Annotated in this window: 14 protein-coding genes; all 14 read left to right on the top strand. The window is 38.4% G+C overall.

Features of this window, described 5'->3' with window-relative positions:
- Window positions 1-51 precede the first annotated feature (51 nt).
- The 14 genes from IGJ63_RS05660 (at window position 52) to moaA (ending at window position 14,701) form a co-directional block, all read left to right on the top strand.
- Window positions 52-768, top strand: a complete 717-nt coding sequence (locus tag IGJ63_RS05660) for a tRNA (adenine(22)-N(1))-methyltransferase (RefSeq protein ID WP_002357733.1) — start codon at window positions 52-54, stop codon at window positions 766-768.
- Complete coding sequence (locus IGJ63_RS05665) at window positions 752-1,870, top strand: Nif3-like dinuclear metal center hexameric protein (protein WP_002369477.1); 1,119 nt, start codon at window positions 752-754, stop codon at window positions 1,868-1,870. Before IGJ63_RS05660 ends, IGJ63_RS05665 begins: the two co-directional genes overlap by 17 nt.
- A 29-nt stretch (window positions 1,871-1,899) precedes the next feature.
- Complete coding sequence (gene pepT, locus IGJ63_RS05670) at window positions 1,900-3,129, top strand: peptidase T (protein ID WP_438746071.1); 1,230 nt, start codon at window positions 1,900-1,902, stop codon at window positions 3,127-3,129.
- A gap of 145 nt (window positions 3,130-3,274) precedes the next feature.
- The gene (locus tag IGJ63_RS05675) at window positions 3,275-3,541 is read left to right on the top strand and encodes a DUF1294 domain-containing protein (RefSeq protein ID WP_002360427.1); all 267 of its coding nucleotides are present in this window, start codon (window positions 3,275-3,277) and stop codon (window positions 3,539-3,541) included.
- Window positions 3,542-3,560: 19 nt separating this feature from the next.
- Window positions 3,561-4,589, top strand: coding sequence for a lysylphosphatidylglycerol synthase transmembrane domain-containing protein (locus tag IGJ63_RS05680; protein WP_002360426.1), 1,029 nt, complete (start codon window positions 3,561-3,563; stop codon window positions 4,587-4,589).
- A 141-nt stretch (window positions 4,590-4,730) separates the two neighbouring features.
- Window positions 4,731-5,306 carry a molybdenum cofactor guanylyltransferase gene (gene mobA, locus IGJ63_RS05685; RefSeq protein WP_002361748.1) on the top strand — a complete coding sequence of 192 codons (576 nt, stop codon included), beginning with the start codon at window positions 4,731-4,733 and terminating at the stop codon, window positions 5,304-5,306.
- 15 nt (window positions 5,307-5,321) lie between these two features.
- A complete protein-coding gene (locus IGJ63_RS05690) occupies window positions 5,322-6,146 on the top strand; it encodes a formate/nitrite transporter family protein (protein WP_438746073.1) in 825 nt (274 codons plus the stop codon).
- Window positions 6,136-6,717, top strand: coding sequence for a hypothetical protein (locus IGJ63_RS05695; RefSeq protein ID WP_002363879.1), 582 nt, complete (start codon window positions 6,136-6,138; stop codon window positions 6,715-6,717). The genes IGJ63_RS05690 and IGJ63_RS05695 overlap by 11 nt, the downstream gene beginning before the upstream one ends.
- Complete coding sequence (locus tag IGJ63_RS05700; protein WP_002357722.1) at window positions 6,705-7,193, top strand: NADH-quinone oxidoreductase subunit NuoE family protein; 489 nt, start codon at window positions 6,705-6,707, stop codon at window positions 7,191-7,193. Before IGJ63_RS05695 ends, IGJ63_RS05700 begins: the two co-directional genes overlap by 13 nt.
- 11 nt (window positions 7,194-7,204) lie before the next feature.
- A complete protein-coding gene (locus tag IGJ63_RS05705) occupies window positions 7,205-8,503 on the top strand; it encodes a complex I 51 kDa subunit family protein (RefSeq protein ID WP_016615780.1) in 1,299 nt (432 codons plus the stop codon).
- Between the two features lie 2 nt (window positions 8,504-8,505).
- Window positions 8,506-11,226, top strand: coding sequence for a formate dehydrogenase subunit alpha (gene fdhF / locus IGJ63_RS05710; protein ID WP_285706227.1), 2,721 nt, complete (start codon window positions 8,506-8,508; stop codon window positions 11,224-11,226).
- A gap of 17 nt (window positions 11,227-11,243) precedes the next feature.
- Complete coding sequence (locus IGJ63_RS05715; protein ID WP_002360421.1) at window positions 11,244-12,446, top strand: molybdopterin molybdotransferase MoeA; 1,203 nt, start codon at window positions 11,244-11,246, stop codon at window positions 12,444-12,446.
- 774 nt (window positions 12,447-13,220) lie between these two features.
- Window positions 13,221-13,730, top strand: a complete 510-nt coding sequence (gene moaC / locus IGJ63_RS05720) for a cyclic pyranopterin monophosphate synthase MoaC (protein ID WP_002369470.1) — start codon at window positions 13,221-13,223, stop codon at window positions 13,728-13,730.
- The gene (gene moaA / locus IGJ63_RS05725) at window positions 13,727-14,701 is read left to right on the top strand and encodes a GTP 3',8-cyclase MoaA (protein ID WP_284955389.1); all 975 of its coding nucleotides are present in this window, start codon (window positions 13,727-13,729) and stop codon (window positions 14,699-14,701) included. Before moaC ends, moaA begins: the two co-directional genes overlap by 4 nt.
- The last annotated feature ends 1 nt before the right edge of the window (window position 14,702 follow it).

A 14,702-nucleotide genomic window follows, 5' to 3' on the forward strand; every position in this document is an offset into this window, starting at 1 on the left:
TTTTCATCTTCAATTGACAATGGTATAATAAGCAACGGAGGAATCAAAAATATGAATGAAAATCAATTATCAAAACGTCTCGCAACGGTTGGTGATTTAATCCCTAGAGGAAGTCGCTTAGCAGACATTGGTTCAGACCATGCTTATTTACCAGTTGCTTTAATGTTAGAAAATAAACTGTCTTTTGCTGTGGCTGGGGAAGTGGTGGAAGGCCCTTATCAATCTGCCAAAACCCAAGTCAGTAAATCCAATTTGACGGATAAAATTATCGTACGTTTAGCGAACGGGCTAGATGCAATTGAACCTGAAGATCAAATAGACGTCATTAGTATTTGTGGAATGGGCGGCACATTAATCCGAGATATTTTAGAAGCTGGACGCAAAAAAAATCGTTTAACAGGGAAGGAACGCCTTGTTTTACAACCGAATATTGGTGAACCAACTTTACGCCGCTGGTTAATGGCAAATGACTACAGTATTATTGATGAAACAATAGTGGAAGAAAACCGTAAGTTGTATGAAATTATCGTAGCTGAAAAAACAGAGCAATCCGTTTCTTATACGGACCAAGAATTACTATTTGGGCCAGTTTTAATTAAAAAACAAGGACCGGTTTTTACTAAAAAATGGCAACGAGAATTAAAACAGCGCAAAACTGTTCTTGCACAACTAGCAAAAGCAAGTGGAGAACATATTGAAAAACAAGCGAAACTACAGCAAGACCAACAATTAATTGAGGAGGTGCTGGCCAATGGCTGTGAACGGTAAGACATTGATTCGACGTTTCAATGACTATTGTCCCGAGTGGCTAGCTGAAACGGGAGATCCTGTGGGCTTGCACATTGGTACGTTAGATAAACCAATTGAAAATGTGATGGTTACCTTAGATGTTCGTCCTGAGGTCGTTGCAGAAGCAATTGAGAAGCAGGTTGATTTAATTATTGCGAAACACCCACCTATTTTCCGCCCAGTTAAGCGATTAACCACAGATAATTTTCAAGAAAAAATGTACGCTGATTTATTAAAACACGATATTGCTGTTTACGCAGCGCATACTAATATGGATATTATTGACAATGGGCTAAATGATTGGTTTTGTGAATTATTGGGAATTAAACAGACCACCTTTTTAACTAAAACACATACTGTTCCTTATAAAAAATTAGCCGTTTTTGTGCCAATTGATGAAGCTCCGCAAATGAGAGAAGCTTTAGGTCTAGCTGGCGCCGGGTCTCAAGGTGATTATTCTAAAACAAGTTACTCTTTAATTGGAACAGGACGTTTTACACCAACACAAGGAGCAAATCCCACGATTGGCGAAATTGGTCAAGAAAGTGTCGTCCAAGAAGCAAAAATCGAAGTGATTTTCCCTGAAACTAAGCAAGAACAAGTTCTTGCAGCTATGTTACAGGCGCATCCTTATGAAGAACCGGCGTATGATGTTTATACCATTGAAAATCAATCAAAAGAATTTGGTTTAGGTCGGGTTGGAGTATTAGACAAGCCTGTGAGATTCTCTGATTTTGTACAGCAAGTCAAGGAAGCTTTCCAATTGGATGGCTTGCGGGTCATTGCAAAAGATGATACTAAAATGATTCAACGGGTAGCCATTTGTGGTGGAAGTGGTGAAAAGTTCTATCATGATGCATTACGTAAACAAGCCGATGTCTATATTACTGGTGATGTGTATTATCATACGGCACATGACATGATTGCTGAAGATTTACCAGTCATCGATCCTGGTCATTACATTGAAGCGCTTTGTAAGCCAAAACTTGTGGAATTAATGAATCAATGGAAACAAGAAAATGAGTGGGCTGTATCCATTTTTGAATCAGAAGCGAATACCAACCCATTTCGTTTTAAATAAAAAAATGAAGATTAAAGGAGTGTTCTTTTATGTATGAAAATTTATTACCTCGTTTTTTACGCTATGTGAAAACAGAAACACGCTCAGATGCAACAAGCACAACGACACCATCAACACAAACACAAGTAGCCTTTGCACAAACCTTAAAAAAAGAATTAGAAGAATTAGGGATGAACGATGTTATTTATAACGAAACAAATGGTTTTGTGATTGCTACGTTACCTAGTAACGTGGAGAAAGACGTTCGTTCAATCGGCTTTATTGCCCATATGGATACCGCTGATTTTAATGCAGTGAATGTTTCTCCGCAAATTGTTGAGAACTATGACGGAGAATCAACGATTCCTTTAGATAAAGAAGGCAAATTCACTTTAAACACGAAAGACTTTCCTAACTTAAAAAATTATCGTGGTGAAACACTTATTACAACCGATGGTACCACTTTATTAGGAGCTGATGATAAATCAGGTATTGCGGAAATAATGACAGCCATGGAATATTTAATTAATCACCCAGAAATTAAACATGGCACCATTCGTGTGGCTTTCGGTCCCGACGAAGAAATTGGTGTAGGTGCCGACAAATTTGATGTCGCTCAATTTAACGTGGATTTTGCTTATACAATGGATGGCGGACCAGTAGGTGAATTACAATTTGAAACGTTTAATGCGGCGCAAGCAGAAATTACAATTCAAGGGAAAAACGTTCATCCAGGAACAGCAAAAAATACAATGATTAATGCGTTACAATTAGGAATTGATTTCCATAATGCCTTACCTGCTGACGAAGTTCCAGAAAAAACAGCAGGTGAAGAAGGCTTTTATCATTTAGCAGTGTTTGCTGGAACGCCAGAAGAAGCTACAATGACGTATATTATTCGCGATCACAATCGCGAGATTTTTGAAGCACGTAAAGCTAAAATTAAAGAAATTCAGCAAACATTGAATGCACCATTTGATGAAGAACGAATCAAAGTTGATTTATTTGATCAATACTATAATATGCGAGAAGTGATTGAAAAAGATATGTCCATTGTCGAAATTGCTAAACAAGCAATGGAAGAATTGTCAATTCAACCAATTATTGAACCTGTTCGCGGTGGAACGGATGGCTCAAAAATTTCTTATTTAGGGATTCCAACACCAAATATCTTTGCTGGTGGCGAAAATATGCATGGCCGTTTTGAATTTGTTTCATTACAAGCCATGGAAAAAGCGACCAATGTGATTATTAAAATTGCTGAATTAAATGCAAAATAAATGAGACACTCAATAGGAAAGTAAGAAAACGGGCAACCGAGAACTTACTTTCCTGTTGTAGTTTCATGAGTCATTGAAAAATTTTTTGCAATTAGAATCAGAACAAGGTATCCTAGTACAGTAACTAGTTAGGAGGCCAGAAAGAATGCTTCAGTGGATAGTAATCATTTATTTCCTCGTCATTAATTTAGTATTGTTTAGTATGATGGGTTATGATAAAAAACAAGCAAAACGTGGGAACTGGCGTATTCCAGAACGCCGCTTATTGACGATAGGACTTGTCGGTGGCGGTCTAGGTGGGCTAATGGGACAAAAGAAATTTCATCATAAAACCCAAAAACCAGTTTTTGCATTGTGTTATTCAATTGGCGTAATCGCGATGATTAGTTGCATCTATCTAACGTTTAAGTAAGAACAAAAAAGGAGAAGCGATGAAAGGAAAAGTAAAAATTGGCTTAAATATGTTGTTAATGATTATCGTTTTAGGCGTAATCTTTTATGTCATGGATAATTCATTAAGTGATATTTTTGCTCAACTGATGGAAACGAGTTGGCTGGTGCTGATTGCTGTTATTTTTTTTGGAGTAGTTTATCAATTTGCAGAAGGGCGCTCAATCAAGGAAATAGCTCGTTATTTTAACAAAGACTTTACAACAGTGGATGGTTTTTTTACTTCTTGTTATGTAGCATTTTATCGAATTATTTCATTTGGCACGGGAACCTTGCTTTCAGAAATTTATTTTTATAAGAAAAAGGGAATTCCTGTTTCTAAAAGTGTGGGGATAACGGCATTACATATGATTATGTACAAAGCAGCCGTGATTTTTTTAGCAATTATTGGTTTGATTATTCAATTTTCCCTGTTTTATGAAAATGCGCCTAAGATGATTCCATTCATTTTAGCAGGTGTTATTTTAACATTAGTAATAATTGCAGCATTACTTATTTTATCTAGTAGCTTAAAGTTGCAAGTTTTATTGGTTAAGTTTGCCAATCGTTGGTTTAAACGACCAAAACTAAGAGATTGGGTGGATAATTGTAATTTACAAATCTATTCCTTGCGGGCAGCTGTCCAAACAATTACACAAGATCGCTCAGCGTTGCTTCGAATCTTTTCATGGAATGTATTTAAATTATTATTTTGGTACATTATTCCTTACATTGTTTTAGTAGAAAATCACCCGAATATTGATTTATTATTAGTGATGTCCTTTACCAGTTTTGCTGTTATTCTTTCAGGAGTTATTCCGACACCTGCTGGCATTGGTCCATTTGAATTTGTTTACTTATTGTTGTTTAAACCATTGGTCGGCAATGTTGATGCTGTAGCATCTGTTTTACTGTATCGATTTGGTAGTTTTGTGTTACCCTTTTTGATTGGCTTGGTTTATGTCGCCATTGAGAAACGAAAATCATTACGCATTGAGATTGAAGAAATAAAACGTCAAACAGATGAATAAGGTAGAACGAGAAAAAGAGTCGCTCTTTTTCTCGTTCTTTTTTTTTAAAAGGAATTGACTTGTACGAGGGATGTCTTATAATAGACTTAATACATGACTAAAAAAATATTTTTTTGAACTAACAAAAATTATGGTAAAGGGGTGGCGAAAATTATTGCTGATTGTACAGCAGTGCTGTTATGCGGCGGGAAAAGTTCACGGATGGGATTTGATAAAGCATTATTGAAAATTCAAGGGCAATACGTGATCTTGCAAACAGCTGAAAAGTTAATGGAACTGTTCGAAGAGGTTATTTTAGTAACGAATGATAGTCAAAAATTTCCTAAGGCGTTTAGAAAATGCACAATCATTCAAGATATGTATCTTGGAAAGGGGCCATTAGGTGGGATTGTGACAGCAATGAACTATACTCAGAAAGCTGAAGTGTTTGTAATTGCCTGTGATATACCAACTTTTTCTCCTAAACTTGTGTATCAGTTAGCCTCTAAGCGTGGACAAAATCAAGTAACAATCTTTGACTTTGAAGGTCGTCAAGAACCATTATTTGGCTTTTATCGATGTTCTTGTTTACCAACATTTCAAAAACAGCTTGCGCAAAATAACTATCAGATTCGGCAAGAATTTGAGCATCTATCTGTAAAAACGGTGCAACTATCAAAAGAGAATCAACTTAAAAATGTCAATCGAAAAGAAGAATTGTCTCAGTGGTATCGATAAAAAGGAGGAATCGTAATGGATTTTTTCAGTAGTGAAGAAATAGTTGCAAGCTTAGGTGATAAGGCAAAAATGAAAGGGAAATTATCGTTTGTTCGACTCTGTATTTTAGGTATCATGGCTGGTTTTTGTATTGCACTAGGTTACTTGGCGTTTATTCGTATCACTGGAACCGCCCCCACAGAATGGGGAAGTTTTAACAATTTTCTGGGTGGAGCTTTATTTCCAGTCGGATTGACAGCGCTTACTTTTGTTGGTGGTGAGTTAGCAACAGGCAATATGATGGTAATGACATTAGGCGTATTACAGAAAAAGGTTCGAGTGGGCGCTCTTTGTTATAACTGGCTAGTTGTTTTATTGACCAATTGTCTAGGCGGATTTCTTGTGGCGTATTTATTTGGCCATATTGTTGGGTTAACTGAAGGTGCGTTTCTGGATAAAACAGTCGCAGTTGCTCAGGCGAAAATTGCTGATCCACCGCTAGTTGCTTTTGTTTCAGGGATTGGCTGTAATATTTTTGTTTGTTTAGCGGTTTATCTCGGAGCGTTGGCAAAATCATATTTAGGTAAAATGTTTGGCTTATGGTTTCCTGTCATGGTTTTCGTTGTTTGTGGGTTTCAACACGTGGTCGCCAATGCATTTATTATTCCAGCGGCAATTTTTTCACAAAGTACCACAATCAGTTGGTGGGATTATTTGCAGAATACATTATGGGTATTTTTAGGCAATGCAGTAGGGGGCAGTCTTTTTATGGCCGTACCATTGATCTTTATGACAAAACCAGCAACTGTCAAACCAAGAGTTGAGAAAACGATTCAGACGGAGGAGCTCTATGGCAATTGAGGTACCAAACATGATTCAAATTGGTTCTACTGGTCGGAATAGTGGCAAAACGACATTAGCCGAAGCCCTTATTAAACAGTACCAAGAAGTCTATCCAATTTATGGCTTGAAGATTATTACGATTAGTGGTCAACGAGGGGTGTGTCAACGAGGCACAAAAGGATGCGGAATTTGTACCAGTATTACAGCTGGTTATGAATTAGTAGAAGAGCAAGAGACGATTGGCAATAAAGATACCATGAAATTATTAGCTGCAGGTTGTCAAAAAGTTTTTCTATTGAAAGTTTTTCAAGAAAATTTGGCGGAAGCCATTCAGCAATTTCTGAAAGCTGTGCCGGCCCAAGCATTAATCATTTGTGAATCAAATTCATTACGTAATGTTGTGCAGCCAGGACTATTTCTTATGATGAATAACCAGAATCGTCAAAAAGAATCAGCAAAAAAAGTCATAGATAAAGCCGATTTTTGTTTACTATCTGCTGAAATACCAAAAGAATTGCGTATCTATTATCAAGGAGAACAACTTCAAGTTTCACTAAAAAGGGGGAATAAAAAGGAATGTGTGCATTAAGCTTAATTGAAAAAGAAGCGATTATTCTAGAAAACGATGCTGATCCACAACGAATTTTAAATATTTTAATTGAATTACAATTTGCTTCAGAGGAAGGGTATATCGATCAGGAAACAGCTCAATTAGTTGCAGAGCATCTACATTTAACGGAAGCGCGAGTCTATGAAATCGTCAGTTTTTATGCCATTTTAAAGACGGAACCGCAAGCGAAGTATGTCTTGAAGATTTGTAACAGTACGCCGTGTCATTATACTGGTGGAGCGATGGTTGCAGAGGTTTTAGAAACCATTTTAGAAGTGCCAGAGAATCAGCCGACACCAGATGGCTTATTTATGTATCACAGTATTCCTTGTATCGGGGCTTGTGATTTAGGTCCAGTAATTAAAATTAAGGACACCGTTTTTAGTCAACTAACAGAAGAGAAAATTTATCAATTAATTCAACATTTACAAAATGATTGCTATGAAGGATTGTAGGAGGTGAGTCAATGCTTAAGAGAAACCAACCAATGTTATTAGAGAGAATGGGGAAAATGCAATCTGCGACCGATGTTTCTGAATATTGTAAATACGATGGATTTGATGGTTTAAAAAGAGCAATTTCACTATCGGATGAAGAAATTTTAAACGAACTGGATATTGCGCACTTAAGAGGTCGCGGTGGAGCAGCCTATCCTTTAGGAAAAAAATGGCGCCATCTTTATCATGCAAAAGGAACCACAAAGTACATTGTTTGTAATGCTGATGAAGGCGAACCAGGGACCTTTAAGGATAAAGTACTTTTATCTGAAGATCCATTGAGTGTGATTGAAGGAATGATTATTGCTGGCTATTTATTTTCAGCAAAAGCAGGTTATATTTATATGCGAGGAGAATATCGCAGAATTCAAAAAACATTTCAAGAAGCACTCGATAATGCACGACAAGCTGGCTTTTTAGGGGAAAACATTTTAGGAATTGAAGGATTCAATTATGATATTACGATTATTTCTGGTGCTGGCGCCTATATTTGTGGGGAAAATTCAGCACTTTTAAATTCAATTGAAGGAAAAACGGGGCGGCCGCGTGTCAAACCACCACACTTAGCAGATGTTGGTTTATATTTGCAACCAACATTAGTGAATAATGTTGAATCATTTGCAAGTGTTCCTATAATTTTACGAGAAGGTGGACAAGCCTTTTTAGAGATGGGTACTGCCGATGGTGGCGGCACAAAGCTAATTTGTTTGTCTGGACATATTAAAAATCGGGGCTTATACGAGGTCAACCTTGGAACACCATTAGAAGAAATAATTTATGGCGAGCAATACGGCGGAGGCTCTGCAACTGGTCGACCATTAAAATTTATTCACTTCGGTGGACAATCCGGTCCAATTGGTGCTGTCGCAACGTTAAGGGATTGTTTGTATTCTTACGAAGATTTATGGGCGCATGATTTATCTGTCGGCTCTGGCGCAATTGTAGTAATGGATGATTCAGTCAATGTTGTGGACTATTTAGTACACGTGGCGGCCTTTTTTGCTCATGAGTCCTGTGGTAAATGCACCCCTTGTCGATTGGGAACAACTAGGATTTTGGAATTATTGAGTAAATTTAATCGGAACGAGGCAACAGCTAGTGATTTGCCGCGATTGGAAAAGATGCTCACGCATGTCACGCGATTATCAGCTTGTGGTTTGGGCCAATCCGTCGCAAATCCAATGAAGAGTGCATTGGCTTTGTTTCCAGAAGAATTTGAAACGACTGCTGAAACAGAAATCTATGCCACCAGCAAAGGAGGTTGGTAAAAATGAAAACTAAGTTGCATACGCAAACAGTTACGTTGTCTATTGATAACCAAGAAGTAACTGTGCCTAAAGGGACTACTATTCTCGAAGCAGCGAAAGGGCTAGGTGTTGAAATTCCAACGCTCTGTCATTTAAAGGAATTAGCACCTGATGGTTCTTGTCGGATGTGCGTGGTTGAGGTGGAAGGCGGCCGACGTGGTGGCTTAACAACTGCTTGTACGGCACATTGTCAAGAGGACATGGTTGTGTCAACACATTCTGAAAAAGTTGCTGATTCCAGACGTTTTATTCTTGATTTATTATTGAGTAATCATAAATTAGAATGTTTTTCTTGTGGAAAAAACGGGGATTGTCAATTACAACAGTATGCGCTAGATTATCGGATTGATGCCACTAGCTTTACCGAGGGAAAAAGAATGCCTTGCCATCAAGAAGATACCAGTAATCCATTTTTCTCTTATGATCCAGAAAAGTGTATCATGTGTCGTCGTTGTGCCCGTGTCTGTCAATTGCGGCAGGGAAGAGATGTACTTAGTATTGCTAATCGTGGCTTTGAAACAAAAATGATGCCAAGTTATGGGCAGGCGTTTGATCAATCTATCTGTGAATCATGTGGCAATTGTGTCTCTTCCTGTCCTACAGGAGCGTTAACAGCAAAAGATACGAAAGAGTACCGCAAATGGGAAACCCAGAAAATTCCTACAACTTGTCCGCATTGTGGGACAGGCTGTCAGATGAATTTACTCGTTAAAAACAATCGTTTGGTGGGTGTTGAACCCCTAGATGGACCAGCTAATAAAAATTTACTTTGTGTGAAAGGAAAATTTGCTTCATATAAATTTGTTGGGTCAGGAGATCGCTTAACGGAGCCATTAATTAAACGGAATGGCATTTTTGAACCTGCTTCTTGGGAAGAAGCCTTAACGCTTGTTTCGTCAAAATTTAACGAAATTAAAGCAGAAAACGGTCCGGATGCTCTTGCTGGTTTTTCGTGCTCTAGAGCGACAAATGAAGATAATTATGTCTTTCAAAAAATGGTGCGTGCTGCTTTTGGTACCAATAATGTTGATAACTGTGCCCGTGTTTGTCATTCGGCTTCGGTCCATGGTTTAGCCCAAACCTTAGGCTCTGGTGCGATGACTAATCCTATTGCTGATATCACTGAAGATGTCGACATGATTTTATTAGTAGGTTCCAATCCAGAAGAAGCTCATCCAGTTATTGGTGCGCAAATTCGCCAAGCCATCCAAAGAGGAACGCAAGTTGTTGTTGTTGATCCGCGGAAAATTAACTTAGTGAAGGATAGTGCGCTGCATTTACAAGTTCAGGCGGGAACGAATGTCGCATTTGCTAATGGCATGATGCATGTGATTTTGAAAGAAGGTTTAGCAGATCGCCACTTTATTGAAGAACGGACAGAAGGATTTTTAGATTTAGAAAAAATGGTGGCTGATTATACGCCGGAAAAAGTCGCAGAAATTTGTCATATTCATCCAGAAGATTTAATTCAAGCAGCACGCATGTATGCAAAAGCAGAGAAAGCACCAATCATTTATTGTTTAGGCGTAACGGAACATTCGACAGGAACTGAGGGTGTTATGAATATGTCTAATTTGGCAATGTTGGTTGGTAAAGTTGGAAAACCAGGCTGTGGTGTCAATCCTTTGCGAGGTCAAAATAATGTTCAAGGTGCTTGCGATATGGGCTGTATGCCTTATGATTTCCCAGGCTATCAAAAAGTCAATAATCCAGAAGTAATCGACAAATTTGAAAAAGCTTGGCATGTGCCGTTAAATCGAAACACAGGTTTAACTTCTACTAAAGTCTTGCCAGCAGCAACGGCAGGAAATGTCAAAGGCCTTTATATTTTTGGAGAAGATCCAATTGTTACGGATCCAGACACAGGACATGTTCGTCAAGCTTTAGAAAGTTTAGACTTTTTAGTTGTTCAAGAATTATTTATGACCGAAACGGCTGCTTATGCAGATGTCGTTTTACCAGGCATCAGTTATGCAGAAAAAGACGGGACATTTACAAATACAGAACGGCGCGTGCAAAGAGTCCGTAAAGCTGTTGAACCAAGAGGACAAGCGCGAGAAGACTATGAAATTTTTTGTGAAGTCATGACACGAATGGGCTATCCTTGTGCGTATGAATCTGCAAAAGAAATTATGGAAGAAATTTCAGCTGTGACGCCTTCGTTTGGTGGAATTAATTATGAACGATTAGAGAAGGAGAGCTTACAATGGCCTTGTCGTAGCTTGACAGATCCAGGTACGCCGATTATGCATGTGGGCAGTTTTGCTCGTGGGAAAGGTTTATTTAAAGCAATTCCGTATAAGCAAGCACAAGAATTACCAGATGAAGAGTACCCGTATTTAATGTCGACAGGCCGAATGCTTTACCATTACAATACCCGAGCAATGACAGGACGAACGGAAGGGATTAACCAAATAGCGAATCACTCTTATATTGAGATAAATGCAGTCGATGCACAAGCTCTGGGAATCCAAGAAGGTGACAAAGTGGAAGTTCATTCTCGACGTGGCAAAATCGAAACCTATGCGGCTGTCGGAAATCGAGTATTTCCGCAAGAAGTCTTTATGACATTCCACTTTCCAGATGGGAATGTTAACGAAATCACCAATGCTGTATTTGATGATATCGCCACAATTCCTGAATATAAAGTTTGTGCCGTTGCGATTAAACCAGTGAATAAATAAAAAAGGATGGTTAAAACATGATCGAGTTGGAAGAAGCACGAGAGAAAATGACCCAACATATGAAGAGTCAATGTGAAACAGAAGAAGTGGCGCTGCTTGATTCCTTGGGACGGATTAGCGGAGAAACCATTTTTGCAGAGACAGCGATTCCTCATTTTCCTCGTGCCGGAATGGATGGGTATGCCGTTCGTGCAGTAGAAACACGAGGTGCGACTGCTGAAAGCCCAAGTTGTTTAAAAGTCGTCGGTTCTTTAGTGGCAGGGGATTCCATGTTTTATTGTAATCAGACGAATAACTGTGCGATTAAAATAACAACAGGTGCTTTTATTCCAACCGATTTTGATGCTGTAGTGCCACAAGAATGGACGGATTTTGGGCAAGACCATGTTAAAATTTTTCGCTCTGTCACTGCGGGCCAAAACTATGCGGAAATTGGAGAAGATATTGCTTTTCAGCAAAAAATTTTAGCAAAACATCAACAGATTAATAGTCGCATGATTGGTTTGTTGGCAATGCAAGGGATTGATAAAGTTGTTGTTTTGAAGCGCATGAAGGTGGGGATTTTAGCGACCGGTAGTGAGTTAGTTTCTTTGGAAGAACCACTGTCAGTTGGGAAAATTTATAATAGTAATCTCTACATGTTAGCAGCTTTTGTCAAAGCGAGTGGTAATGAAGTAATCCACCTAGACCATTGTTCAGATGACCCTGAAGAATTAGCGAAGAGGCTGATTGAGATTTCACCAAAACTTGATGTATTAATTACTTGTGGTGGTGTTTCGGTAGGTGAAAAGGACAATTTACCTTTAGCAATTAAACGTATCGGAGGAACAGAGTTGTTTCATTTTGTAAATATGAAACCTGGAACCCCAGTTATGGGAAGTCAATTTCAAGAAACACTCATTTTAAGCGTTTCAGGCAATCCGTTTGCGGCAATGGTTAATTTACATCTTTTTTACTGGACATTATTAGCTACTTTTTTTAATTGTGTCGAGTTAAATCTCAAGGAACGAACAGTAATTTTAGCGCATGAATTAGCCCCCAGTAGACTACGTCGATTTTACCGAGCGAAAGAAATAGATGGCAAAGTAAATTTAGTGACAAAAAGTCATCTTTCATCCAATTTATCAAATACTTTAGAAACAAATTGCCTACTAGAACAACCAGCTGGTGTACTACTCAAAAAAGGCGCGCTTGTAAAAGTCTATTATTGGCAAACTTGATGACAACCTGACCTAAGATTAGTATGAAAGTAAAAGCCTGGAACAAAAATCACTTTGGATTTTTGTTCCAGGCTTAAAAATTGATAAACGGCGGGAACAGAAGCAACACTACGCGTTGCTCCGATCTCAACAACTTCTAAGGTGTTTTCTCGACATGCGTCTCGTCACAGTACAGCCTTCAAAAGAGCTACAGCTCTAAGAGTTGCGATGTTTCACTGTGAAGCATGAACAGATGAAATCATCGTACCTACTTGGTGAAGGTCCTTCGGAAATAAGCCGAAATTGTTGAGAATCACGAAGAACGTAGTGATTCGATGATGAACAATACCTACTTGGTCTCCAAAAATTAAAGAACACCGGGTCCTTCAATTCTAGCATGTTCCATGCTTAGAAATTGATGCGAACGAAACGGAGTGTAGTGTATCATGCAACATCAACTCGTTCCTCGTTGTGTTTTATGACAATTTTCGGAAATTTCTTCTTATTGCTGAGAAACACTATTTGCAAAGCAAATAGATGTTGAACAGTACCTACTTGGTTCTCGGAGTTAAGCACTTCTGTCCCGACCTCTTATTACTTATCAAGTTTTAAGACTTAGACAAAAGTCTGGTCAGGCTAAGCAAAGCACGTAATTTTTGTCGCTTAACTTTTTTAACTTCGATTTCTCGCTAAAAAAAATTATGGATGCCAGATTGTTTTTTTGATACAAGAGTGATACACTTAAAAAAGAAGTATTGTGTAAACGTTAACAAATGTCAAATGTGAGGTGGAGAAATGGTTCAAAGTAAGGAATTTACGCACTTGAATACACAAGGAGAAGTGCATATGGTTGATATTTCGGAAAAAAATGATACTCAAAGAACAGCCCTCGCTTATGGAGAAATTCACATGTTGGAAGCGACAGCAGAAGCGATTCAGACCCAAATGATTAAAAAAGGTGAAGTATTACAGGTAGCAAGAGTCGCTGGGATTACCGCCGCAAAACGAACGTTTGAATGGATTCCTTTGTGTCATTTGGTTGCTTTGACAAAGTGTGAAATTCAGTTTGATTGGCGCAATCAAACTTGTTTAGAAGTACGTTGCTTTACAAAAACAGTGGGTTCAACTGGCGTTGAAATGGAAGCGCTAACAGGTGTACAGGCAGCACTCTTAACAATTTATGACATGTGTAAAGCAATTGATCGAGGAATGACAATGACAAACATTGGTTTATTAGAGAAAAATGGTGGACGTAGTGGTCATTTCATTCGTTCTTCAATTAAATCAAAGGAAAGTGATGAGTGAACAGCATGAAAGATGCATTTAACCGTGAAATTGATTATGTTCGTTTGTCTTTAACAGATCGTTGTGACTTACGTTGCACGTATTGCATGCCAGCAACAGGTCTTTGCTTTTTAAAAAAAGAGCAGCTTCTAACAGATGATGAGATTATTTTTTTATTGAGGATACTAGCGAAAGAAGGCATCAAAAAAGTTAAATTAACAGGTGGTGAACCGCTTGTTAGACCGAATTTACTCTCTTTAATTAAAAGGATAAAGCAAATCTCAGGCATCGAAAAAGTAACCCTAACGACTAATGGCATGAAGTTAGCTCGTGAGGCTCAAGGGTTAAAAGAGGCGGGCTTGGACGGCATTAATATTAGCTTAGACACTTTGGATCCAGAAGAATTTCGAGAAATAACAAGAGTTGGTCAGTTAAGGGATGTTCTGGCGGGCTTAGAACAAGCGATTGATGTGGGATTACCTAATATCAAAATTAATACTGTAGCTAGGAAAGAGCTAAGTGAAGCAACAATTGTAGAACTGGCTGAAATCGCTAAGAAAGAGACTGTGCATCTTCGTTTCATTGAAATGATGCCAATTGGATTAGGGAAGGAGCATCCAGGTAAGCAACAAGAAGAAGTAGAAGACATTTTAACCCAACATTATGGAACGTTACAACCATACCAAAAACCATTGGGCAATGGCCCTGCTAGTTATTACGCCTTAAAAGATTTTAAAGGAAAAATAGGTTTTATTAGTGCATTAGGGCATTGTTTTTGCGAGACGTGCAATCGGATTCGAATTACTGCAGACGGTCATTTAAAAACGTGCCTGCATTCTGCAGACGGCTACTCGTTAAAGGAAGCTTTAGCTATGGAACAAACAGCAGAATTGTTAGGGATTATCAAGAGTGGCATTGCCTGTAAGCCTGAAAAACATCTTTTCTTGGAACAACAAGGAGAACAACGATTTATGTCACAAATAGGAGGGTAAG

Source organism: Enterococcus sp. DIV1375a, assembly GCF_051712205.1.
Taxonomy (GTDB): Bacteria; Bacillota; Bacilli; order Lactobacillales; family Enterococcaceae; genus Enterococcus; species Enterococcus faecalis.

Excerpts from the sequence above, each read along its gene's own strand:
- IGJ63_RS05660 (WP_002357733.1), top strand. The coding sequence starts at position 52 with ATGAATGAAAATCAATTATCAAAACGTCTCGCAACGGTTGGTGATTTA.
- IGJ63_RS05665 (WP_002369477.1), top strand. The coding sequence starts at position 752 with ATGGCTGTGAACGGTAAGACATTGATTCGACGTTTCAATGACTATTGT.
- pepT (WP_438746071.1), top strand. The coding sequence starts at position 1,900 with ATGTATGAAAATTTATTACCTCGTTTTTTACGCTATGTGAAAACAGAA.
- IGJ63_RS05675 (WP_002360427.1), top strand. The coding sequence starts at position 3,275 with ATGCTTCAGTGGATAGTAATCATTTATTTCCTCGTCATTAATTTAGTA.
- IGJ63_RS05680 (WP_002360426.1), top strand. The coding sequence starts at position 3,561 with ATGAAAGGAAAAGTAAAAATTGGCTTAAATATGTTGTTAATGATTATC.
- IGJ63_RS05690 (WP_438746073.1), top strand. The coding sequence starts at position 5,322 with ATGGATTTTTTCAGTAGTGAAGAAATAGTTGCAAGCTTAGGTGATAAG.
- IGJ63_RS05695 (WP_002363879.1), top strand. The coding sequence starts at position 6,136 with ATGGCAATTGAGGTACCAAACATGATTCAAATTGGTTCTACTGGTCGG.
- IGJ63_RS05700 (WP_002357722.1), top strand. The coding sequence starts at position 6,705 with ATGTGTGCATTAAGCTTAATTGAAAAAGAAGCGATTATTCTAGAAAAC.
- IGJ63_RS05705 (WP_016615780.1), top strand. The coding sequence starts at position 7,205 with ATGCTTAAGAGAAACCAACCAATGTTATTAGAGAGAATGGGGAAAATG.
- fdhF (WP_285706227.1), top strand. The coding sequence starts at position 8,506 with ATGAAAACTAAGTTGCATACGCAAACAGTTACGTTGTCTATTGATAAC.
- IGJ63_RS05715 (WP_002360421.1), top strand. The coding sequence starts at position 11,244 with ATGATCGAGTTGGAAGAAGCACGAGAGAAAATGACCCAACATATGAAG.
- moaC (WP_002369470.1), top strand. The coding sequence starts at position 13,221 with ATGGTTCAAAGTAAGGAATTTACGCACTTGAATACACAAGGAGAAGTG.